The following is a 22,415-nucleotide window of genomic DNA, read 5'->3' as shown; positions in this document are numbered from 1 at the left end:
TTCTATTCCGCCATTCATGACCAAGGCAACCATTCCTTCCACTTTTCCCAAATTGATGGTTCCTGCTTTTTTTGTTCATTTTTATAATATACTGGCAAGGAATACAGCTTCTCTTTTTTCAAATACACTTCTGCTTGTCCTACAACAGGCGGCACTTCCCCATTTTGCCACTGCTTTTTTGGTTTCAACATATGGAACCGGATCGCAACCTGCTTTTCTTCTTTTTTCGTTAAAGGATAGACGACATCTCTCTTCAGATAAATATTCCCTTTGTAAAAAGGATGGTTTCCTGCTTTTACTTCTCCTTTTTGGAGAATGATTTTCGGATCATACTTCAAAAAGCCTTGTTCATAAAGGTAAATATGATCATTCCAATCATCCGGAGCATTTAACGTGACGGCAATTAAATCCAAATCCCCTTTTGTGGCAGTTGTGACAAGTGTCCGCTTTGCTTTTTTCGTATATCCGGTTTTGCCGCCCGTACAATACTTATACTTTTCTGTTAACAGACGGTTTTTGTTATACCAAATTCGATCCCATTCCCCGTCCGGATCAGGAGACCTGTATACTTCCGTTCCTGAAATCTTACGGTACTCGGCATTTTTCATGGCATACCTTGTCAACAGAGCCATATCATAAGCGGTGGAACGGTGCTTTTCGCTGTCATCTAACCCATGCGGATTAGCAAAGTACGTATGCTTCATGCCAATTTCTTTAGCTTTTTCATTCATGAGGTAGACAAATCCTTCTAAGCTTCCGCCGACATGCTCGGCAATAGCGACTGCCGCATCATTTCCCGAACGCAGCATTAGTCCGTATACTAAATCTTCAAGCGGAATTTTCTCTCTTTTTTTTAAGTAAACTGACGATCCTTCGGTGTGTACAGCCCGCTCGCTTACTTTTACTTTTTCATCAAGCTTGTCCGATTCGATCGCTATGATGGCTGTCATAATTTTTGTAATACTGGCAATGCGCATGACAGCATGAGGGTTTTTCGCGTAAAGAACTCGTCCACTTTGCTGTTCCATTAATACAGCACTCGCTGCACTCGGCTCGGCTGCTGCGGGTGTTCCGGTTGCCAGAAACAGCAGGAAAGCCAGGATGGCAATTGGCAGCTTTTTTTTCATCCACTCTTCTCTCCCTTGCTCATTTGTACAAATATATGCCAGACGAGCTCATTTAGAATGAATAGAAAAATAAAAAAAGCGGCATATGCCGCTTTTTTAGGATTCGTTTGAAAATACTTGCTCAAATTGTTCAAAAAACAAATCAGCTTCTTCTGGTTCAGCTGAAGTTAATTCTTCGGAAAGCGGCGGCAATTCCGCCAAATCCCTTAATCCAAAACAATCGAGAAATTCCTTCGTTGTACCGTACAGAATGGGCCGCCCTGGTCCCTCGCTGCGCCCTGTTTCCTGAATTAGCCCTTTAACGACAAGCGTATGAAGAGCACTTTCTGTTTTCACTCCACGAATGTCTTCAATCTCTGCCCTCGTAATCGGCTGTTTATACGCGACAATGGCTAGAGTTTCAAGTGCAGCTTGGGAGAGAGTCTGTGGCTGACTGCTCTCGACCAATTTTTTTAAATAAGGAGCATGCTCCCTTTTCGTTGCGAGTTGATAAGTTCCGGCCAATTCCATTAAACCGATGCCTCGTTCTTCTTCCTTTTCATATCTCTCTTTTAATTCTTCTATAATACCCGCCGCTTCGAATTCCTCTATTTCAAGCACTTGGGCAAGCTGCTTTAAAGTCAATCCTCCATCACCTGCAGCAAAAAGCAGGCTCTCTGTTATACCTAACCAATTAATAATCGCCATCGTCTGCTCCTCCTTTCGCTCGGATGAACAACTCTGAAAAGTTCTCCTGCTGCTCTACTATAATCTCATTTTGTTTCATTAATTCCAGAACAGCTAGAAAGCTAACAACTACTACTTCTTTGTCTCCTTCAGTAAACAATTCTTCAAATTTAAACAGCTTCCGGCTTTGTTTTAGCACGGATAGAATTTCATCCATCCTTCTTTCAATCGGAATCTCCTGCCTTGCTACTGTCGCTGTATAAGGGCGCTTTAATTTTTGGCGTCGGAGAAGCTTATGGAAGGCTCCGAGCATATCATACACTGTTACATTTAAATCAGACACGGTCGTTTCTTCGCTGCTAAAAGCCGTTAGATCACTGGGGGGTTTTGTAAAAATTTGTCCGCGCTCCTGCTCTTTATCTTGAAGCTTCTTGGCTGCCTCTTTAAATTTCCTGTATTCCACCAACTGTTCAACCAATTCTTCACGCGGGTCTTCCTCCCACAGCTCCTCCGCTTCCTCTTCCTCATGAACAGGAAGAAGCGTCTTGCTTTTAATAGCGAGAAGCGTTGCAGCCATCACTAAATATTCACTCGCTACATCTAGTTCAAGCTCTTTCATCGCATGGATAAACAAAAGATACTGTTCTGTAATTTCCGCCATCGGGATATCATATATATCTATTTCCAGCCGCTGAATTAAATGCAGCAACAAATCAAGCGGCCCCTCAAACACTTCTGTTTTTACATTATATTGCATTTTCATCACCAGTTTTTCTTGATCTTTAATCGATCCCTTTTTTTAGTATAGAGGAATCACCGTTCGTGTCCAGCCATTTTTTCAATTTGATTGAAATGTGAAGGACGTGGTAAAGTAGAAAGAGTATGTATCTCATGTGGGAGGACTTTCATGTATTCTTTTCCGTTGCCGTATTTGAGTTTTTTAGTTTACTTTCATGAAAATCATGATTATTTTGAATGCCATGAAGTATTAGAAGAATATTGGAAAGAAAAAACAGACCAATCACGGGACTCTGTCTGGGTCGGATTGATCCAAGCAGCCGTTTCTCTATATCATCATCGCCGAGGAAATCTTTCGGGAGCCCAAAAATTAGCAGGTAAAGCACTGAAAATCTTTAAAAAGCGCAAAGATGAGTTAACCGCTCTTGGCATTGACAGCGAAACGTTTATTAACCAGTTTACTCATCGTCTCCAGGAAATAAAAGCAGGAACATCATTTACTGACATGACAATTCCTTTTGCTGATCAAAAAGTGGTTCAACAATATCGCCACTTCTTAGAAAGCGGTGCCCTTTCTCTCGAAAGTGATCCCAATTATTTATATAACAAGCACTTAGTAAGGGATCGATCACAGGTGCTCGCCGCCCGTGAACAGTCTTTAAGGGAACGCCGTAAATTGCTGCCAACAATGGACCCGCCTGCTAATCCTTAAGCTTCTGCTAATGGGCAGACATCTATTGAAGCAGTCATCTTTTTTTCTTGAGCCTACGCTAAAATGCGAAAAAGAAGACCCGGGGTCGTTATACCGGGTCTTTTTACTTTATACACCACCAGGCTGATTGCAAGCGTTTGTCTTTCGAGGCGCGAAACCTGACGAGAAGCGGAACGACCATGATGGTCATGAGCACCGCAGGCAGGCGAGCAACGAAGAAAGCGAACGTTTGTCAAAGCTTGAAAGAAGACCCTGGCTCCTTATGCCGGGTCTTCTTCTTGTTCACACTTATAAAAGAATGCAGATGTAGTCGAATTAGGTATAATTTGTTTATCCGAATACATGTCTTTTAATGCTTTTATCATTTTCTTGCCGATCCCTTCCTGTCTATAGGAAGGATTCACGCTAATATGCTGAATCTCTACTTCATCCGCTGTGACTCTGGCTCCGATTGCGCCAACAATATCTTCTTCTTTCCATAAATACAACTGCCAGTCGTCTGCTGTTTCATAAGCCTTCATTGTTTCTTGAAGCTTTTTAATATCTCTTTCTTCAGGCATGAATGACAGCAAACCCATGGCGATTTTTTCAAAAGGTTTTTTATAACGAATCAGCATCCCAAGTCCCTCTTCAGTTTAATTCTCAATCTAAATTGCTACTATTCCTTGTTTTTGTTCACTATTTACTATGTTACTAAATAAATGGAGCTTTTTCAACTTCCCTTCCATTTATTTCATAATAAAAAAGGCATAATAGAATCCCCAGCCAACGGCGAATATTAGCAATATGATAAAGAGCAGTATATTCTTTTTGTCCACATCATTTCACCTCTAGTCGACGGTGGTTAGCTATTGTTTTACTGTCACATTCAACGGCAAATCAAGCTTTACCAAGTCGTCATAGCTTTCCCGTCTAATCACTAATTCTGCCTGGCTATTTTCGACGAACACTACCGGCGGTCTAGGAATACGGTTATAATTATTCGCCATTGAATAGCCATACGCTCCTGTGCAAAAGACAGCAAGAAGATCATTGTGAGATGCTTTAGGAAGCGGTAAATCCCAAATAAGCATGTCACCAGATTCACAGCACTTGCCAGCGATGGAGACGGTTTCTTCAACCGGATCGTTAGCGCGGTTAGCAAGTATAGCTTCATATTTTGCATTGTAAAGAGCAGGACGAATATTATCGTTCATGCCGCCATCTATAGCCAAATACTTTCTTACTTCCGGAACGAACTTTTCAGAACCGATACTGTAAAGCGTAATCCCCGCATCACCGACAAGCGAGCGGCCCGGTTCAATCCAAATTTCCGGCATAGCAAGATTGTGCTCGTCTGTCTTCTTTTGAACTTCCTTAATGATCTCTTCTACATATTTAGCAGGCTCAAGGGGCTCGTCCTCTTCTGTATACCGGATACCAAATCCCCCGCCAAGATTTAAAACTTTTGATTCAAACTGGAAGCGGTTTTTCCATTCAGAGAGCTTTTGGATAATTTTATCAGCAGCAAGTTTGAAACCCGTTGTTTCAAAAATTTGAGAACCGATATGGCAATGAAGGCCTAATACTTCTACCCCTGTCATATCCATTGCCCTTTTCAATGCTTCTTCTGCTTGTCCATTGTTCAAGTCAAATCCGAACTTAGAATCTTCCTGTCCGGTTAAAATGTAATCGTGCGTATGGGCTTCTATTCCCGGCGTAACGCGCAGCAAAATGTTTACTTTCTCACTTTTTTCCTTGCAGATCGATTCCAAAAGTTCCAATTCATAAAAATTATCAACCACGATGCAGCCGATGCGATGTTCAAGTGCCATCACTAGTTCTTCTCGGCTTTTGTTGTTGCCATGAAAATGAATGCGCTCGGCTGGAAAGCCCGCTTTCATCGCTGTGTAGAGCTCTCCTCCGGAAACCACGTCCAGAGACAACCCTTCTTGATTAGCTAGCTGCATCATACCAATAGCTGCAAAAGCTTTACTTGCATAAGCAACCTGGGCTGTCACACCAAGCTGCTCAAACGTGTTCTTAAACCCCCGGGCTCTCTGCCGAATCAATGCTACATCGTAAATATAGAGAGGCGTACCATAATGTTCAGCTAAGCTGACAACATCTATTCCCCCAACTTCCAAATGACCTTCTTTGTTTATACAAGCCGTTCCATAATTATACATGCCCTCACCTCGGTTCTTGAAGTTTTGTTTGCCGGTCGTGTTGTTTTGTTGCGATGATATCTTAGAAGAAATAGACAGCTGCTCTGTAGCAGACTGTCTATCAGCAAACAAAAATTTAGATTAAAAGTAATATACCATACATTGCTTTTCTCCTCAACATCGTTATTTCTCGGACGGTTGTCTGTAAAGGTCTTCCGGATGTACGATGCTTGGACGAAGCTTTGAACCGGGGATAGCCCGCCGAATGAATACTTGGGAAAATGCTTTTGGATCAAACGGCAGCAAAGGCCATAAATAAGGTGTATTCAAAGCGCGCATTCTTGCTAAATAAATAATAATCACTGTACTACCGATCATAAAGCCGGGCACCTTAAAGATTGCGACAACGGCAAGCAAAAACATGCGAAATAATTTATTGGCGATGCTGACTTCGTAGCTCGGCGTTGCAAAAGTACCAATGCCCGCTATCGCTGCATACAAAATAACTTCAGGCACGAATAAACCGACATCGATCGCAATTTGACCAATGAGTACAGCGGCAATTAATCCCATAGCTGTGGACAATGGAGTTGGCGTGTGAATAGCCGCAATCCTCAAAAATTCAATCCCAATATCGGCAATGAATAACTGCAGAACGAGTGGTATGTTCGTTTTCTTATTCGGTCCAATGAATTCGATAGCATGGGGCAGCAAACCAGGTTCAATGGAAACTAGAAGCCAGAACGGCAGCAAAAACAACGAAAGCAAGACACCGATAAATCGAATCCAGCGGACGAAAGTACCTACGGCCGGCGACTGCCGGTATTCTTCCGCATGCTGCATGTGGTGGAAGAAAGTAGCTGGCAGAATGATGACGCTTGGCGAAGTGTCTACAAATAACAGCACATGCCCTTCCAGTAAATGAACTGCTCCAATATCTGCTCTTTCTGTATAGCGGACAATGGGGTATGGATTATACCCTTGTTTCACAATAAATTCCTCAATCGTTTTATCAGCCATTGGAATCCCATCAATATCAATTGCATCTAATTCCTTCTTGATAATTTTGACAAGATCAGGGTCGGCGACTCCTTCGATGTAAGCGATCGCAATATCAGTCTTAGATCGTTTTCCCACTTTTGTCATTTCAAAGCGAACACGGCCATCTCTTATCCTTCTTCTCGTCAGTGCCGTATTCACCACAATATTCTCTACATACCCATCCCGCGAACCACGGACGACTTTTTCCGTATCCGGCTCCTCAGGCTGACGGCCAGGATAACTGCGGACGTCAACAACTAACGCTTTTTCACTGCCTTCAATGACAACAGCCATTAATCCTGACAGCACTTCGACGACGACGTCATCTACTTTTTCGATTTGCTCAACAGACTCGTGGACCAGGTGATTCTCAATTGTTTCTGCAGCGTGCAGGCTTCTTCTTTCTTTTCCGTCCAGTCTTGTTAGCGCCGTTAGAATTTTAATAATAGAATCTGAATCGGCTAAGCCGTTTATATAATAGATATGCACCTGTTTCCCGAGTATCGTAAACTTCCGCACTCCAGCGTCGTAGCTTTCTCCGAGGCCAATCTTCTCTTTCATGATTCGATCCATTTTCTCTGGATCTTTTGGGACTTTTAACTTCTGATCTATCATGTAGAATCCTCCCTGCTGTCTGATCAAACCCTTTGTTGATAAACAAAATAAAGCCAATGAAACAGTGAACCAGCTATTTTTCCAAGAGCAATGGCCATCATGAGGGCGATTATCTGTTCATGCATCCCAATCCTCTTTGCTAAAATAGGGAAAACGTTCAACACCTCTGTTAAAGCTGCCGCTAACAGACCAATAAAAATACCGCTCAATAACCCGACAGGAATCAACAGAAGCGATGTCAAACCAAGCGTAACAGGTACAAAGCTGACGAGCGTCCCCGCCATGACTCCCCCAATCACCGCCCATTCATAGCTCCTGATTTTCTTCCACGTTTTGGTCATTTGCATAAGACGGGGAATGATGCCTAAAACCGTAATAAAAGCAACATAACCTGCCCCTACTGCCAATCCCCCCGCAAAGCCGGCCAGTACAAGGATAAGGTTATGAAGAAGAGTCATCATCATTCCTGCTTTCCTTTCGTTCATGCAATATCACGTATTGATCGAGATCCTGTTGATAATTGAACATTTCTACTTCAAGCGGGCTCGGCTCTTCATTGAATCTCTTTTTGAATAGATGATTGAAAAACAACACCATGCCTGTCCCGAGACCAATGGAGTAGGGGATTTGGAAAATCAGCGGGTACTCTGTCTTTTCTCCCGTCACAATCTCGTATAGCTTGATCTGTACATCTCTCATGCTGACATCTTCATGAAAATTCATAATCGTAAGGGCTGCCCCAATAAAAAGCAGGCACCAGACAAATAGAAAAATGGGCATAGACAGTTTTTTTGACTGCGCTGCTGTATCAATAATCGTTTGAGACGGTCCGATAAATTGAATATCCACCCCTGGCCAATGCTGACTCAGCTTTTCTACAACTGTCATCGCATCAACAATAATAATTTGTCCTTCTTCCTGTTTAATTTCGTGAATCACCATCGATAACAGATCGGGCAGCAAGTTTTCCGGCGCGCTCACTTCTGCAATCTCTTTTAACTGCACTGGCACGTTTGCTTGGTGCCGAATACGGTGGCGAAGCCGAATGTAAATCGGAGCTTCCATTAGTCTCCCACCCTGTTAAATAAATTGTTAACAATTAGTATGGGCGGAAGAGAGAGAATCATGCACAGCTTTCCAGACGAAATAAAAGCCGGGGGCCCAATGGCCCAACCGGCTTTTATTTCTATGTGGCGTTCATCCGTTCCTTCATTTGGGAGAGTATTTTCTTTTCGAGCCTGGATACTTGAACTTGTGATATTCCGAGCCTGACAGCTACTTCGGACTGCGTCTGATCCTTGTAATAACGCAGATACACAATCAGCCGTTCTCTTTCCTCCAACTCCCTGATAGCCTCTTTCAATATGACTTGATCAAAAGGATGCTCACTGCTTTTATCTGCCATCTGATCAAGCAGGGTGATCGGGTCACCATCATTTTCATAGACTGTTTCATGAATAGAGGATGGTGAACGGGCCGCTTCCTGTGCCATAATCGCTTCCTCAGGGGAGATATCAAGATAACTGGCTATTTCCTGGATAGTTGGTGTTCGGCTGTGCAGCTTTAGTAGCTCCTCGCGTGCTCGGCGTATTTTATTACTCATTTCTTTTAAAGAGCGGCTCACTTTTACAGTGCCGTCATCGCGGATAAACCGCTGGATTTCACCAATAATCATCGGCACGGCGTAGGTGGAAAATTTCACGTCATAGCTTAGATTAAATTTGTCCACTGACTTTAGTAAACCAATGCAGCCAATTTGGAATAAGTCATCCGGGTCATACCCCCGGTTAATAAAGCGTTGGACAACAGACCAGACGAGCCTCATGTTGCGCTCGACAATCGTATCCCTTGCTTCCTGGTTGCCTTCTTGACTTTCTTTAATTAGCTGCTTTAGCTGAGCGTCTGATAAAATTTCCGTCTTTTGTTTTTTTATTTCGACATCCATGACCGGACCCCTTAATTACACATCGCTTTTTTATTTGCAAGCTGCTTTTTCAATCGAATGATTGTACCTGTTCCTTTATGTGAAATCACTTCAATTTCGTCCATGAAGTTTTCCATAATAGTGAATCCCATACCCGACCGCTCAAGCTCAGGTTTCGTCGTAAACAAAGGCTCTCTTGCCTCTTCAATGTCATCCATGCCAATCCCTTCATCACGGATGATCAGGTCGACTACCCCATCCTCAAGAACAACGGAAATATAAACAGTTCCCGCTGGATTTCCTTCATATCCATGGATAATGGCATTCGTTACGGCCTCTGAAACGACTGTTTTAATTTCTGTCAATTCATCCATTGTTGGATCCAGCTGAGCCACAAAAGCAGCTACTGTTATCCTCGCAAATGATTCATTTTCGCTTAGAGCGCTGAATTGAACATTCATCTCATTTCTCATAGCAAGCAGCCCCCAATCGTTCCAGTGCTTCTTGTTCTGATGCCTCCATGCGGACAATTTTGAAGAGACCTGACATCTCAAATAGCCTGCGGACGGCTGGAGAAATAGCACAGACAACCATTTCGCCATTTTTTTGTTTAATATGTTTATAGCGGCCTAAAATCACACCGAGGCCCGAGCTATCCATAAACGTTAAATCACCCATGTTCAAGATGATGTGCCGCACACCTTCTCTTTCGATTGCATCACTCGCCTGCTCACGGAGCGATTCAGCCGTGTGATGGTCTAATTCGCCTGCAAGCCGCAGACATAGTACTTGATCGACTACTTCAAGCTCCACTGCTAAACTCATTGACAGTCCCCCTTTTACCTTGATAGAGAGCAATTCGACGGTTCCATCACGCAATCCTTCCCTGTGACAAAACTAGAATGAATTCGCTAAAAGAGCCGCTCTTTCGGCATTAAGCAGCATCCGTCTTAGAGAAATAATGGAATACTTTTTTATAGAACTGCCACCAACTTGCTCTGTTCACATCTTCTTTTGCAAGAAGCGGTGTCTTGGAAATGACTTTTCCATCTTGTTTGATCGTCAGCTCCCCGAGCCGCTCTCCTTTTTTGATAGGGGCTTGAATATCTTTCTTCACATGAATGTCCTTAGAGAATTTCCCCTTCTTTTCACCTTTTTTCATTAACACCGAGATCTTATCAGCTGTTTCCAAACGAACAACGGGTTTATCCCCTTTGGCTATTGGGATTGAGCTCATTATTTTTCCTTTTCCGTATAAAGGAGTCACCTCATATTGATGAAAACCATAGTCAAGCATTTTAGTAATTTGTGCATTTCTATCCTTCGGAGTCGGTGCACCAAAGATGACTGCGATCACTCTCATATTTCCCTTTGAAGCGGTAGCAGTCAAACAGTATTTTGCTTCATTTGTAAAACCTGTTTTCAGCCCATCTACACCTGGATAAAATCGAATGAGCCGATTTGTATTAACAAGCCAGAACTTTTTATCGCTGTTTTCACGTAAGTAGGCCTCATATGTACCTGTATATTTAGTAATTCCCTCGTGTTTTAACAACTCTTTCGCCATTATCGCCATATCATAAGCCGAACTGTAGTGTCCCGGCTGCGGCAGACCTGTCGCATTTTTGAACTTTGTTTGCTTTAAACCAAGCTCTTTCGCTTTCTGATTCATTTTCTTGACGAACATTTCCTCGCTTCCTGCTATTCTTTCCGCCATAGCAACAGAAGCGTCATTAGCCGAGCCAATCGCTATACCTTGGAGCATCTCGCGTGTCGTCATTTCTTCACCGGGCTCTAAAAAAATTTGTGAGCCGCCCATGGAAGCTGCATATTCACTCGTACGGATTTTTTCATTCCATGTTAGTTTCTTTTCCTCAATCGCTTCCATAATGAGCAGCATCGTCATTATTTTGGTCATGGAAGCTGGCGGCAACGGTTTGTGGCTGTTTTTTTCAAACAAAATGGCTCCTGTGTCCCTCTCTAGCAAGACAGCAGATTTGGACTGCTCTGCCATTTTGATTTTCTCCTCTGCAGCGTCAGCTATAGATGTCGGTAAAACAGCAGAGAAAACAAATAAAATGGCGATGAATAGTAGAAATATTCGCTTCGTCATGTCATGACCTCCAGTGTAGTGGTAAAATTCCCATTCTATCTACACCCATTTTTTCCATTTTCCCTATTTTTATACAAAAAAAGAAGCATCCATTAAAAGATGCTTCTTAGATTGTAGACAAGGTCTACTTTATATGCCATCAGGCTGATTGAAAGCGTTTGTCTTTCGAGGCGCGAAACCTGACGAGGAGCGGAGTGACCATAAAGGTCATGAGCACCGCAGACAGGTGAGCAACGAAGAAAGCGAACGCTTGTCAACAGCCTGAGAAGCATCCGTTAAAAGATGCTTCTTTCAAGTCCCTACTCTGTTATTTCCTCGTGAATCAGGATAGGAGGTGCCACTTGCTCTTGTGACAAGAGAATACTTCTATACAATTCCTCTTTTACTTGTTCAATTTCCTCTTGGTTGCTATAAATTGTAGCCAATGATTCTCCTGCTTTGACGCTCTCACCGATCTTTTTATTCAACATAATCCCTACAGCAAGATCAATCTGTGAATCTTTCGTTGCCCGGCCGGCTCCAAGCCACATAGCTGCTGTTCCAACATGATCCGCGATAATTTCGGCTACCCAGCCGTCCTCTTTCGCTGGCAATTCAATTTTGTATTTTGCCTGCGGCAGCCGTTCTGGCTGATCTACTACTGAGCTGTCGCCGCCTTGTGCTTCAATGAAAAGCTTGAATTTATCCAACGCCTCTCCGTTGTTCATCAGCTTAATAAGGAGTTGGCGGGCATCCTCTAATGAGTCCGCTTTCCCAGAAGCGTATACCATGTGACTGCCAAGGACAAGGCAAAGTTCTGTCAAATCCTCTGGGCCTTCTCCTTTTAATGTATCAATCGCTTCTTTTACTTCAAGCGCGTTACCGATAGCAAAGCCTAATGGCTGGCTCATGTCAGAAATAATTGCCATCGTTTTACGTCCGACATTGTTACCGATGTTAACCATGGCCTTCGCAAGCTCCCGAGAATCTTCTAATGTCTTCATAAAAGCGCCTGCGCCCGTTTTTACATCAAGCACAATCGCGTCCGCTCCTGCCGCAATCTTCTTACTCATAATCGAGCTTGCAATGAGTGGAATGCTATTGACTGTAGCGGTCACGTCTCTTAAAGCATAAAGCTTTTTATCAGCTGGCGTTAAATTACCGCTTTGTCCTATAACAGCGATTTTATTTTTATTAACAAGTTCAATAAACTGCTCATTTGAAATTTCTACGTGAAATCCAGCAATGGACTCCAGTTTATCAATCGTTCCGCCTGTATGGCCAAGTCCGCGGCCGCTCATCTTAGCGACTGGCACTCCTGCCGCAGCTACTAAGGGACCAAGAACCAAGGTTGTCGTATCGCCGACACCGCCTGTAGAGTGCTTGTCAACCTTAATGCCTTCAATCGCTCTAAGGTCAATTTGATCTCCTGAAGATACCATAGCCATGGTTAAATCGGCGCGTTCCTTTTCAGTCATGTCTTGAAAATAAACTGCCATTAGCCATGCGCTCACCTGGTAGTCAGGGATCGTGCCGTCTGTATAACTTTCCACAATAAAGTTGATCTCTTCAGTCGTCAACTGTTCTCCATCGCGTTTCTTTTGAATAAGGTCAACCATTCTCATCCAATCACCTCTTATATTGATTTTACGATCTCTTTAATATAGCGAAGAAAATCGGCTCGAACTCTTTCCGTCGTTTCGATAACTTCATCGTGTGTAAGCGGCTGATCAAGAATCCCTGCAGCCATATTAGAAATACAGGAAATGCCGAGTACCTGCATGCCGCTGTGCCGGGCAACAATCACCTCTGGAACGGTTGACATACCGACAGCATCTCCGCCAAGGATCCGGGTCATTCGAACTTCTGCAGGTGTCTCATAAACAGGACCGGTATTGCCAACGTATACACCCTCTCGGATAGACAACTGAATGCTCTCAGCTGTCTCTTTGGCGATCTTTTGCAGCTTTCTGCTATAAGCTTCCGACATATCTGGGAAGCGGACACCAAGCTCGCTGTCATTCGGTCCAATCAACGGATTTCCTCCCATATTATTAATATGGTCTGTGATGATCATCAAATCACCTGGCTGGAATGATTCATTGACGCCGCCTGCTGCGTTCGTTACGATAATCGTTTCTACTCCTAGTGCCTTCATAACCCGTACGGGAAACGTCACCTGCTCAAAAGAATACCCTTCGTAATAATGAAATCTTCCCTGCATCGCCACTACTTCTTTTCCAGAAAGTGTACCGAACACAAGCTGACCGGCATGTCCTTCTACTGTAGAAATAGGAAAATCGGGAATACGACTATACTCAATTTTTACCGGGCTTTCGATCTCGTCAGCCAGCACACCGAGACCAGACCCTAAGATCAAACCAGTTTTTGGAGTTTTGCTGCTTTCTCTTTTTAAAAATTCGGCAGCCTTTTCTATTTTCTCTCTCATCATGTTTCTCTCCCTTATGATAGGTCTTGCAAAAAGCTTTCTCCGTGAGTCGGTTTTTTCACTTGGAAGTTATCCGCAACCGTCGCCCCAACGTCAGCAAACGTTTTTCGAACAGGTAATTCGTTTCCTTGAGCCATTCGTTTTGAATACACTAAAAGCGGCACATATTCTCTCGTATGGTCTGTTCCGTGATGAACAGGATCATTGCCATGATCAGCTGTAATAATCAGTAAATCATCTTCTGTCATCTGCGCAAATACTTCTGGGAGACGCGCGTCAAACTCTTCAAGAGCCCGTCCATATCCTTCTGGGTCGCGGCGATGGCCGAATAGCGCATCAAAATCAACAAGGTTAACAAAGCTGAGGCCAGTGAAGTCTTTATCAAACACGCGGATAAATTGATCCATACCGTCCATATTAGACTTCGTGCGTATCGATTCGGTCACTCCTTCTCCATCAAAAATATCAGAGATTTTCCCAATCGCAATTACATCATAGCCGGCGTCCTGCAGTTCATTCATTACTGTCCGATCAAAAGGCTTCAGCGCATAATCATGGCGATTCGCTGTGCGGACGAAAGCACCAGGCTGGCCGATAAATGGCCGGGCAATAATACGGCCGACCATATATTTTTCATCAAGCGTCAACTCCCTGGCAATTTCACAAATTCGGTAAAGTTCTTCTAGCGGAACGATTTCTTCGTGCGCCGCTATTTGTAAAACGGAGTCAGCCGATGTATATACGATAATAGAACCGGTCTCCATATGCTCGGGACCGAGTTCGTCTAGTATAGCAGTTCCGCTCGCCGGCTTATTGCCGATCACTTTTCTTCCTGTCTTTTCTTCAATCTCATCGATTAGCTCTTTCGGGAACCCCTCTGGGAAAACTTGAAATGGCGTATCAATACGGAGGCCCATCATTTCCCAGTGACCTGTCATGGTGTCTTTTCCACTGGAAGCTTCTTGCATTTTTGTATAATAAGCAAGTGGTTTGTCCATCTTATCCAGCCCCTGAATGGCACGGACATTAGCAAGTCCCAGCTTTTCCATATGCGGAAGCTTTAAGCCATTCATTTTCTCTGCGATATGTCCAATTGTATCCGCTCCCAAATCATTAAATTTTTCAGCATCAGGTGCTTCTCCAATCCCAACCGAGTCCATGACAATCAAATGAATACGCTTATATGTAGGTGATGTCACTGTGTTTCCTCCCTTTGTAAATTCTTTTACTGCCATGATACCCTATTCCGATTCAAATAATCCAATGGTTATCTGTCAGATGTCTGACAACTGGCCGCTTACTTTAGTTTATGAAATCATCCGTTTTTTTACAAGTAAAAAGAAACCGCTCTATATGAGGCGATTCCCTCCCTTAGTATATTTACTGTTGGAAAGAAACCGGCTGTTCATAGAACGGCTCCGATAAATAGTGATTATGCCCGCGGATGAAACTGCGTGTAAACGTCCTTCATCCGCGTTTTCGTGACATGGGTATAAATTTGCGTAGTAGAAATGTCGGCATGGCCGAGCATTTCTTGTACCGCTCGTAAATCCGCCCCATTTTCTAATAAATGAGTCGCAAATGAATGCCTTAACGTATGAGGCGTTAATTCTTTTTCAATATTTGCCTTTTTAGCGAGTGCTTTTAAAATCTTCCAAAATCCCTGTCTTGATAAACGTTTTCCGTGATGATTTAAAAATAAAGCTTCCTCTGTTGCATGTTTTTTAGACTTTAAATTTGGACGACCCGTCTGTAAGTATGTTTCTAAGACCCGTATCGCCGTTGTCCCGATTGGGATGATTCGTTCCTTATTTCCTTTTCCGGTACAGCGGACAAATCCCATAGTTAGATGGACAGCATCTAAGTTAAGAGAAGTCAATTCGCTCACCCGCATACCTGTCGCATATAAAAGCTCAAGCATAGCTTGATCACGCTGTCCAAAAGAAGTGGAAGTGTCAGGAGCTTCAAGCAGCGCTTCCACCTCCGTTAAATTAAGCACCTTTGGCAGTGTCTTCTCCATTTTAGGCGGCTCAATATGAACAGAAGGATCTTGTTCAACAGCTTTATCACGCAAGAGAAATTGATGAAAAGAACGGATAGAAGCGACGTGGCGAGCAATTGTTTTTGCTGATTTTCCTTCTGATTTTAAATGACCGAGAAACTGGACGATGTGAATGCGCGAAACTTCATTTAACGAAGAAAGCTGTTCAACCTTGTCCAAAAATAACAAATAGTGCTTTAAGTCGCGTTCGTAAGCAGCAACAGTGTTTTTGGCCAGTCCTTTTTCAACAATCATGTAATGAATAAAGTCTTGCAAATGTTCTTTCATCTTTATTACTCCCCATCTAAATAAAAAAGCAACAGTCTCTCTAGCCACTGATCGGCATTTTCCTCCAGGCGAAGACCTACTTTCATGGCTTCCCCTTGCGGCTCTTTGTAACGGTGCTTTTCTTCATATTCATGCTGAATCCACAGTATGGCACTATAAAATAATAGGGTACAGCTCGTAAATAAAATAAAGACTTTTCCTGTCCGCCACACAGCTTTGGCTAAATCCCGTTTCATTAATGGATCTCCCCCGCCATTTGCTTTTTATACACAAGCTTATGCGCGCGATTAGAAAGTAGAACAATAGGATTTTAATTAAAATAAAAAGCCTTCCGACAGGCGAAAGGCTTCAGGCTGCGAACACCCAGCAGAAGCAGCTGTTGTCTGCAAGCTTCAGCCTTTTAGCAAGCGAAAGGTTTTTATTCAACATGTTGTTTTTCAAGCGAGTCTTGTTTCGCGTCTTCTGTGTCGGTTTTGTCCTGACAGCGCCAGCAAATGCCATGAAACGTTAATCGGTGATCTTTCACTTGAAACTTCCAATCTCTTTCAACAACCTTCTCTACGTCTTCGAGCAAGTCTTCCTGAATTTCATCTACTGCCCCACATTCGATACAGACAAGGTGATGATGGAAATGAGCCGCCCCTTCTTGACGTAAATCATAGCGGGATACCCCATCTCCGAAATTTATTTTATCAACAACTTTCAGTTCATTCAGCAATTCCAGCGTTCGATAGACAGTAGCCAACCCTATTTCAGGTGCTTTTTCTTTAACGAGGAGGTAGACATCTTCTGCGCTTAGATGATCTTCTTCATGTTCAAGCAGTACCCGAACAGTGGCTTCCCGCTGGGGTGTCAATTTGTAACTCGCAGAATGTAATTGTTTCTTAATGCGTTCGATCCGGCTTTCCATATTTAGCCCCTCCCTCGCCGATGTATTCTTATTATAACAAAATGGCAGGAAGTTGCAAAATAAAATCATTATCGTATATCTCTGATAGTAATTATTAGATAAGAACGACTATTTTATTACAAATTTCATGAAAGCAGGAGATATGTATGCTTCGATTCCTGCTGCGAGCGCAGCCATACCAGCCGCGAGTAGCAAAAAAAGGACGTATCTTGAAAAAAGGGACGAAATGTAGAAATGGCCTGCTTGTCTCATGAGAATCTTTTTGATCAGCTGCAGAGAGAAGGCAATCGAGATAGCCGCAACAAAAACAAAAGCCGGGATGATAATTAAGTTTTGCGGAAGGATCGTGGCGACCGCTAAAAAGAAGCCTTGCCAGTTCATTTGCTGTACGAGAAAGCCGACTGAAAAACCAATCACAATCCCTTTCATAAAGAGAAAAATAAAAATAAGCGGCAAGCCGATGATCGAGATGCCGAACAACCACATGCAGCCTAAGTATTTTAAATTGTGCATAAAGCTTTGGCGGAATAAATCTTCGGAATCCGCCATTTGCCCAGTCGATACTTGTCCAAAAAATTGTTGCAAATAATACGCTAAATCCTCTTTTTGAGCGAGCGATAAACTATTTACCACGATCGCTCCAAAAATAACTCCCATAAAAAATAGCACACTCACAAATAAGTAAATAGAAGCATGTGCTTGGATATGGCGGCCAATCATAATCGACGATAATTTTTTCTGCATATAAGCTCCCCCTTTTGCGATTACTCCAATTTATGTGTGAAAGGGGGCTGTTATGCTTATATGCTAGACATTCATTTGGATAAATTTCAGCCGCTGAACGATTACTCTGTCAATGCCTTTTGGAGTTGAAGATATTGAATGGCGTAAGCTGTTTTAGCATCCCAAATCCGCTGTTCTTCCATTAATTTTTCTGCTTCTTCGAGTGTCACTTCCATCAATTCAACAAACTCATCTTCATCTGGCTGCAGCCGTTCTTCTTTTTGAGTCAGCCCTTCTGCCAAATATAAGTACACGATCTCATCCGCGAAGCCCGGAGACGTATAGAAAGACTGCAGCAGCTTCATGCTCTGGCAAACGTAACCCGTCTCTTCTTCTAGCTCACGGCGGGCAGTCACTTCCGGCCCTTCCCCCTTTTCCAATTTTCCAGCGGGAATTTCTACGATAGAACGCTCGAGAGCTTTACGGTATTGCTCCACAAGCACAATCTTTCCTTCATTCGTTAAAGCAAGCACTGCTACCGCACCAGGGTGTTTTATAATTTCCCTTTTCCCTCTTTTGCCATCAGGCAGCTCAACATCCTCCACTTGCAACCGGATCACTTTTCCTTCAAAAATAATTTCAGTATCAACCGTCTTTTCTTCAAATTTTTTCATTCTCTTCACTCCTTTTATCTCTCATTTAGTTTATCATACCTGCCCTGGACAGATCATTTGGCGAACGGTTCTTGTTTCGCTATGATAACAAAAGAAAGGGGTTGAACGAAATGAAAAAGAATGTGCTTGGTAAATCGGATCTGCGTGTAAGCGAGCTTGCTCTAGGCTGCATGTCGCTTGGAAAAGAGGAAAAGGCGGCTCATGCGATTATGGAGACGGCTCTCGAGCAGGGAATCAATTACTTTGACACTGCGGACTTATATGATTTTGGTACCAATGAAAAAATCGTCGGCACTGCCTTAAAACCCGTGCGCGAAAACGTCATTATTGCCACAAAGGTTGGAAACCGTTGGGAAGAGGGAAAAGAAGGCTGGACGTGGGATCCCACGAAAGCATACATAAAGGAAGCCGTAAAGAAGAGCCTCTCCCGTCTGCAAACGGATTATATTGATCTTTATCAACTGCACGGCGGAACAATAGGGGATCCACTAGAGGAAACGATCGAAGCCTTTGAGGACTTAAAAAAAGAAGGCTTGATTCGTGCATACGGAATTTCCTCCATCCGTCCAAATGTCATTCGCGAATTTGCTGTCCGCTCTTCTATCGATAGTGTTATGATGCAGTACAGCCCGCTTGATCGCCGTCCAGAAGAGGAGGCTCTGCCGCTGCTTCATGCGCACGGTATCAGTGTTGTAGCCCGGGGACCGCTTGCTAAAGGCTTGCTCAGTACGAGCTGGCGGGAAAAACTTGATGCCTTTCAGGAAAAAGGCTTTCTTGATTATTCTGCAGCTGAACTCGCTGAGTTACTGAACGAGCTTGAAGCGAAACTTGCCGATCACCGCACGTTAAATGCCCTTGCCCTGCGTTATACCCTTCAGCATGACGGAGTAGCGGCTGTTGTAGCGGGAGCAAGTACTGTCGGCCAATTAAAAGAAAATGTCCGTGCCGTAAAAGAACCTCCGCTGTCAAAAGAGGAGCTGCAGCTTGTTGAGCAGCTGACAAAAGCAAACCGTTATGAACAACATCGTTAATGAAAGAAGCGGCCATTAAATGGCCGCTTTCAGGCTGTTGACAAACGTTCGCTTTCAATCAGCCTGATGGTCTGTCTGCATTGACAGATGATCTATTTGAACCTTTTCCAGTCCATATGGCTTTCATTTAACAATTCTTCAAAGCTTTTATTTTTTTCACGCTGGCGCCGTTCTTCTCTTTTCTGCTTTTCAGCGGCGGCTTTTTTCTCTTCTTCTTCCATCTTTAATTTCTTTTGTTTTTCTTTTAGCTGCTCGAGAATACCGGCGTTTAGCGTGTCTTTTAACGTCAGCTGTTCTTGCGCTTTTTCATTTGAGCTCGCTTGCTTTTTCTTTTTCATTGTATCTCTCTTCCCCCTCACCTTATTTTTCTTATTTTACATGGGAGCTGGCAAGGAGTTCAAATGATCTTTCTTTTCAGAAGTGGTACACTGAAAAATATTAACATTCCGAGGTGACCATGAATGAAGAAATGGGTAACAGCCCTTAGCTCTGCCGCTGCGCTAACGGCTGCAGCTGGCTTTTATTTATCAAGCCGTGTCCTGAATATGAGAAAGAAAAACGAGGACTTCATCTACCGGCGTGAGGTGGAAGCGAAACGGCTCGACGTTCAACAGTATGAACAGCTGCCGAAAGAAGAAGTATGGATTGATTCTCCTTTCGGCTATCGATTGCGGGCCGTATTTGTGACTCCTTATCCCCGCGGACCCTATATGATTTTTTGCCACGGCGTCACAGAAACGAAAATCAACTCTATTAAATATATGAATTTATTTTTAGAGCGCGGCTTTAACGGGGTGTTATATGATCACCGTCGTCACGGGGAATCAGGAGGGAAGACAACAAGTTACGGCTATTATGAGAAGGAAGATTTACAAGCAGTGGTAAATGAACTGATCCGTCGTGAAGGCAGCGATGTTTCTTTTGGCATCCATGGGGAATCCATGGGAGCGGCCACTGCCCTTTTGTATGCCGGCCTCGTCGAAGACCGAGCTGACTTTTATATTGCAGACTGCCCTTTTTCTGATTTCCGCACTCAATTAATTCATCAAATGAAGCGTGAAATCAAAGCCGCACCGCGCCTGCTCGTTCACCTTGCTGACTGGGCTGTTTTACTGCGCGGCCGCTTTCGCCTTGCGGATGTCTCACCGCTCAAGGCTGTAAAAAACATCGAAAAACCAGTTCTCTTTATTCATAGTGAAGAAGATACTTATATCCTTCCTAATATGACAAGAGAGCTGTACGAACAAAAGAAAGGGCCAAAAGCTATTTATCTCGCTCCAAAAGGTGCCCATGCCCAATCTTATAATGAGGATCCTGAAGCGTACGGAAAGGCCATTGACCGCTTTCTTAATCAATATTATAAACACAGCTAATGACAATCCCCCGCTTCCATCGTGGCGAGAGCGGGGGATTTATATTACGAATGATTAATGATGTTCATACGCCCGTTTAGAATTTCTCCCGGACTGCTCAAACGATAATAATTAGAACCCGATGCATCAATCGTTAACTGGTCTGCATAGAACATCATTTGCGACTTTTCTACAACCACAGGCATAGCATTTGTCTCTATTTCGATATCATCTGGAGACATCTGATCGGTAATCCATAATACCGGGATCCCATCCACCCCACAGCCACAGCCTTCTGTATCATAATAAAGCTTTAAATGCTTGTCTTCATCTAGCCTGTCTGCCAATTTCCGTGCTGCTTGTTCTGTAATATGAATGTTCATTTTTACTGCTCCTTTCAATAGCGATGATTGCTTTTTATCCTTTTTCTTTATACTATCAAACTGAGTCAACAAATAAGAGAGGGGACAAAAAAGATGTCAAAAGCACAAATTAAAGTAATGGATAACGGTTCATTTAAAGTATCAGGGGATGTAGAACTCATCGATATGGATGGAAACGTATTTGAAACAAAACCGGTATTCTCACTTTGCCGCTGTGGCCGATCACAAAAAATGCCGTTCTGCGATGCTTCCCATAAAGGACAATTCGCTTCTTGCGTCCGTGCAGAAAAGGTGTTAGACGAAGACGGAAAATAAAACTTGTTCAAGTTTTGCTATAGGCTGAGTAAAAGCGCTTGTCTTTCAAAGAAAAGGGATTCTTTGCAACAGCCTGTGAGCCGTCACGATTGGCGGCTCTTTTCTTCTCCACCATCGGCAAAGGAGTGATCTTTTGGAACGGGTATTTATGAAAAAAATGATTAAACAAAACTTGTCTCAATACCATTTTTCGTTAGAGGAAAATGAAGCTGAAAGCATCTATAACACATTGATCGACCGCGTTCAACAGCGGCGGGCCACGGATGATGATGAATTGTATGAAATTATTGAAGATGAGGTCTATGCTTTTATCACAAATACATAAAGACTCCGGGTGCTTATCCGGCACTTGGAATTTATAATAAATAATCAGGATTAGGCTGCCTAACCCTGATTATTTTTTAAAAAATGCTTTGCGGCCAAGCCGCTCCACTACACGCGGAAATAAAGTATAAAGAACACTGCCGGCATTCATCCACTTTGGCAAGTTAACTTCTCTTTTATTCGTATTCATCGCTTTTACTACTTCACTAGCCACTTTCTCGGGCTTTAGCATCCATCGGGCTACATTTTTCTCATAGGAGCCAGACGGATCGGCCGTCGTGAAAAACTCTGTAGCAATTGGCCCTGGATTCACTGCCGTTACTTGAACCCCGTCACGTGCCATTTCCATTCGCAGGCTATTTGTATAGCCAAGAACCGCATGCTTTGTGGCCGCGTATACACTTGATTTAGGCGTAGCCATCTTACCAGCCTGTGAAGCAATATTAATAATATGGCCGCTTCGCCGGGTTTTCATGTGAGGAAGAATCATTTGTGTACAAGCAATTAACCCGAGAACATTTACTTGAAACATTGATTCTATCTCTTCCCATTTCGCTTCATGGGCTTCATTGAACACACCAAAGCCGGCATTATTGACGAGAACATCAACAGAGGCTACCGTTTTTAAAATTTCATCAAATACACACTCTACTTCTTCTTTGCGGCTAATGTCAATAGAATAAATGAATACATCCGTTGAAAAAGTGCGGGTGAGCTCTTCTTTTATTTCTTTTAGGCGGTCTAAACGGCGGGCAAGCAGCACTACGCTAGCTCCTTCAGCTGCCGATTGCTTTGCTATTTCCATTCCCAAGCCACTCGATGCACCTGTAATGATGATCGTTTTTCCTTGTAAACGGCTCATT

General features: G+C 43.3%; 28 protein-coding genes. 5 read left to right on the top strand and 23 right to left on the bottom strand.

Annotation, left to right across the window (positions count from 1 at the left end; translation table 11 throughout):
- Positions 1-14: 14 nt before the first annotated feature.
- From A8F95_RS03195 to A8F95_RS03185, 3 genes are all read right to left on the bottom strand, one after another.
- The gene (locus A8F95_RS03195) at positions 15-1,127 is read right to left on the bottom strand and encodes a D-alanyl-D-alanine carboxypeptidase family protein (RefSeq protein ID WP_065409193.1); all 1,113 of its coding nucleotides are present in this window, start codon (positions 1,125-1,127) and stop codon (positions 15-17) included.
- A 96-nt stretch (positions 1,128-1,223) separates the two neighbouring features.
- A complete protein-coding gene (scpB, locus tag A8F95_RS03190) occupies positions 1,224-1,814 on the bottom strand; it encodes an SMC-Scp complex subunit ScpB (protein ID WP_065409192.1) in 591 nt (196 codons plus the stop codon).
- Positions 1,801-2,550: a segregation/condensation protein A gene (locus tag A8F95_RS03185; protein WP_065409446.1), complete on the bottom strand. Its 750-nt coding sequence runs from the start codon at positions 2,548-2,550 to the stop codon at positions 1,801-1,803. Before A8F95_RS03185 ends, scpB begins: the two co-directional genes overlap by 14 nt.
- A 150-nt stretch (positions 2,551-2,700) precedes the next feature.
- Between A8F95_RS03185 and A8F95_RS03180 the strand changes: the two genes are divergently transcribed.
- A complete protein-coding gene (locus tag A8F95_RS03180; protein ID WP_065409191.1) occupies positions 2,701-3,243 on the top strand; it encodes a DUF309 domain-containing protein in 543 nt (180 codons plus the stop codon).
- Between the two features lie 260 nt (positions 3,244-3,503).
- On the opposite strand, the gene A8F95_RS03175 is transcribed toward A8F95_RS03180, so the two are convergent.
- The 17 genes from A8F95_RS03175 to A8F95_RS03095 form a co-directional block, all read right to left on the bottom strand.
- Positions 3,504-3,860 (bottom strand): GNAT family N-acetyltransferase, encoded by a 357-nt coding sequence (locus A8F95_RS03175; RefSeq protein ID WP_065409190.1) that lies wholly within the window; start codon positions 3,858-3,860, stop codon positions 3,504-3,506.
- Positions 3,861-4,091: 231 nt separating this feature from the next.
- A complete protein-coding gene (gene lysA / locus A8F95_RS03170; protein WP_065409189.1) occupies positions 4,092-5,411 on the bottom strand; it encodes a diaminopimelate decarboxylase in 1,320 nt (439 codons plus the stop codon).
- Between the two features lie 162 nt (positions 5,412-5,573).
- Positions 5,574-7,046: a spore germination protein gene (locus A8F95_RS03165; protein ID WP_065409188.1), complete on the bottom strand. Its 1,473-nt coding sequence runs from the start codon at positions 7,044-7,046 to the stop codon at positions 5,574-5,576.
- Between the two features lie 23 nt (positions 7,047-7,069).
- Positions 7,070-7,504, bottom strand: coding sequence for a stage V sporulation protein AB (locus A8F95_RS03160; protein WP_065409187.1), 435 nt, complete (start codon positions 7,502-7,504; stop codon positions 7,070-7,072).
- Entirely contained in the window at positions 7,488-8,111 is a 624-nt protein-coding gene (locus tag A8F95_RS03155) for a stage V sporulation protein AA (RefSeq protein WP_065409186.1), read from the bottom strand. Before A8F95_RS03155 ends, A8F95_RS03160 begins: the two co-directional genes overlap by 17 nt.
- Before the next feature lie 121 nt (positions 8,112-8,232).
- A complete protein-coding gene (gene sigF, locus A8F95_RS03150; protein WP_065409185.1) occupies positions 8,233-8,991 on the bottom strand; it encodes an RNA polymerase sporulation sigma factor SigF in 759 nt (252 codons plus the stop codon).
- A gap of 11 nt (positions 8,992-9,002) precedes the next feature.
- Positions 9,003-9,443, bottom strand: a complete 441-nt coding sequence (gene spoIIAB, locus A8F95_RS03145; protein ID WP_065409184.1) for an anti-sigma F factor — start codon at positions 9,441-9,443, stop codon at positions 9,003-9,005.
- On the bottom strand, positions 9,433-9,795 hold the full coding sequence (gene spoIIAA / locus A8F95_RS03140; RefSeq protein ID WP_049662998.1) for an anti-sigma F factor antagonist: 363 nt from the start codon (positions 9,793-9,795) through the stop codon (positions 9,433-9,435). The genes spoIIAB and spoIIAA overlap by 11 nt, the downstream gene beginning before the upstream one ends.
- Positions 9,796-9,904: 109 nt before the next feature.
- On the bottom strand, positions 9,905-11,083 hold the full coding sequence (locus A8F95_RS03135; RefSeq protein WP_065409183.1) for a D-alanyl-D-alanine carboxypeptidase family protein: 1,179 nt from the start codon (positions 11,081-11,083) through the stop codon (positions 9,905-9,907).
- Between the two features lie 299 nt (positions 11,084-11,382).
- Positions 11,383-12,687, bottom strand: coding sequence for a pyrimidine-nucleoside phosphorylase (locus tag A8F95_RS03130; RefSeq protein WP_049663003.1), 1,305 nt, complete (start codon positions 12,685-12,687; stop codon positions 11,383-11,385).
- A gap of 11 nt (positions 12,688-12,698) precedes the next feature.
- Entirely contained in the window at positions 12,699-13,514 is an 816-nt protein-coding gene (locus tag A8F95_RS03125) for a purine-nucleoside phosphorylase (RefSeq protein ID WP_065409182.1), read from the bottom strand.
- Between the two features lie 11 nt (positions 13,515-13,525).
- Positions 13,526-14,746: a phosphopentomutase gene (deoB, locus tag A8F95_RS03120; RefSeq protein WP_065409181.1), complete on the bottom strand. Its 1,221-nt coding sequence runs from the start codon at positions 14,744-14,746 to the stop codon at positions 13,526-13,528.
- A 197-nt stretch (positions 14,747-14,943) separates the two neighbouring features.
- Positions 14,944-15,840 carry a site-specific tyrosine recombinase XerD gene (xerD, locus tag A8F95_RS03115; RefSeq protein WP_065409180.1) on the bottom strand — a complete coding sequence of 299 codons (897 nt, stop codon included), beginning with the start codon at positions 15,838-15,840 and terminating at the stop codon, positions 14,944-14,946.
- Between the two features lie 5 nt (positions 15,841-15,845).
- Positions 15,846-16,076: a YqzK family protein gene (locus tag A8F95_RS03110; protein ID WP_065409179.1), complete on the bottom strand. Its 231-nt coding sequence runs from the start codon at positions 16,074-16,076 to the stop codon at positions 15,846-15,848.
- Between the two features lie 182 nt (positions 16,077-16,258).
- Positions 16,259-16,750, bottom strand: coding sequence for a ferric iron uptake transcriptional regulator (fur, locus tag A8F95_RS03105; protein WP_049663013.1), 492 nt, complete (start codon positions 16,748-16,750; stop codon positions 16,259-16,261).
- 108 nt (positions 16,751-16,858) lie between these two features.
- Positions 16,859-17,494, bottom strand: coding sequence for a stage II sporulation protein M (gene spoIIM / locus A8F95_RS03100; RefSeq protein ID WP_049663015.1), 636 nt, complete (start codon positions 17,492-17,494; stop codon positions 16,859-16,861).
- 101 nt (positions 17,495-17,595) lie between these two features.
- Positions 17,596-18,147 (bottom strand): NUDIX hydrolase, encoded by a 552-nt coding sequence (locus tag A8F95_RS03095; RefSeq protein ID WP_065409178.1) that lies wholly within the window; start codon positions 18,145-18,147, stop codon positions 17,596-17,598.
- Positions 18,148-18,257: 110 nt separating this feature from the next.
- Here A8F95_RS03095 and A8F95_RS03090 point away from each other — a divergent pair, with 110 nt between their 5' ends.
- Positions 18,258-19,178, top strand: coding sequence for an aldo/keto reductase (locus A8F95_RS03090; protein WP_065409177.1), 921 nt, complete (start codon positions 18,258-18,260; stop codon positions 19,176-19,178).
- A 92-nt stretch (positions 19,179-19,270) separates the two neighbouring features.
- Here A8F95_RS03090 and A8F95_RS03085 read toward each other — a convergent pair whose 3' ends face one another.
- Positions 19,271-19,516, bottom strand: coding sequence for a YqkE family protein (locus A8F95_RS03085; RefSeq protein ID WP_049663023.1), 246 nt, complete (start codon positions 19,514-19,516; stop codon positions 19,271-19,273).
- 123 nt (positions 19,517-19,639) lie between these two features.
- Between A8F95_RS03085 and A8F95_RS03080 the strand changes: the two genes are divergently transcribed.
- Positions 19,640-20,551, top strand: coding sequence for an alpha/beta hydrolase (locus A8F95_RS03080; RefSeq protein ID WP_065409176.1), 912 nt, complete (start codon positions 19,640-19,642; stop codon positions 20,549-20,551).
- Positions 20,552-20,595: 44 nt separating this feature from the next.
- On the opposite strand, the gene A8F95_RS03075 is transcribed toward A8F95_RS03080, so the two are convergent.
- Entirely contained in the window at positions 20,596-20,913 is a 318-nt protein-coding gene (locus A8F95_RS03075) for an iron-sulfur cluster biosynthesis family protein (RefSeq protein WP_065409175.1), read from the bottom strand.
- Between the two features lie 93 nt (positions 20,914-21,006).
- Between A8F95_RS03075 and A8F95_RS03070 the strand changes: the two genes are divergently transcribed.
- Together A8F95_RS03070 and A8F95_RS03065 are read left to right on the top strand one after the other, a co-directional pair.
- Positions 21,007-21,228, top strand: coding sequence for a CDGSH iron-sulfur domain-containing protein (locus tag A8F95_RS03070; protein ID WP_065409174.1), 222 nt, complete (start codon positions 21,007-21,009; stop codon positions 21,226-21,228).
- Between the two features lie 148 nt (positions 21,229-21,376).
- Entirely contained in the window at positions 21,377-21,553 is a 177-nt protein-coding gene (locus A8F95_RS03065) for a YqzH family protein (RefSeq protein WP_281181735.1), read from the top strand.
- A gap of 69 nt (positions 21,554-21,622) precedes the next feature.
- Here the strand turns inward: A8F95_RS03065 and A8F95_RS03060 are convergent, their stop codons facing one another.
- The gene (locus A8F95_RS03060) at positions 21,623-22,414 is read right to left on the bottom strand and encodes an SDR family NAD(P)-dependent oxidoreductase (protein ID WP_065409172.1); all 792 of its coding nucleotides are present in this window, start codon (positions 22,412-22,414) and stop codon (positions 21,623-21,625) included.
- Between the last annotated feature and the right edge of the window lies 1 nt (position 22,415).

It is taken from the genome of Pseudobacillus wudalianchiensis (genome assembly GCF_001685015.1).
GTDB lineage: Bacteria > Bacillota > Bacilli > Bacillales > Domibacillaceae > Pseudobacillus > Pseudobacillus wudalianchiensis.
This window is presented reverse-complemented; position numbering and strand designations above follow the sequence as displayed.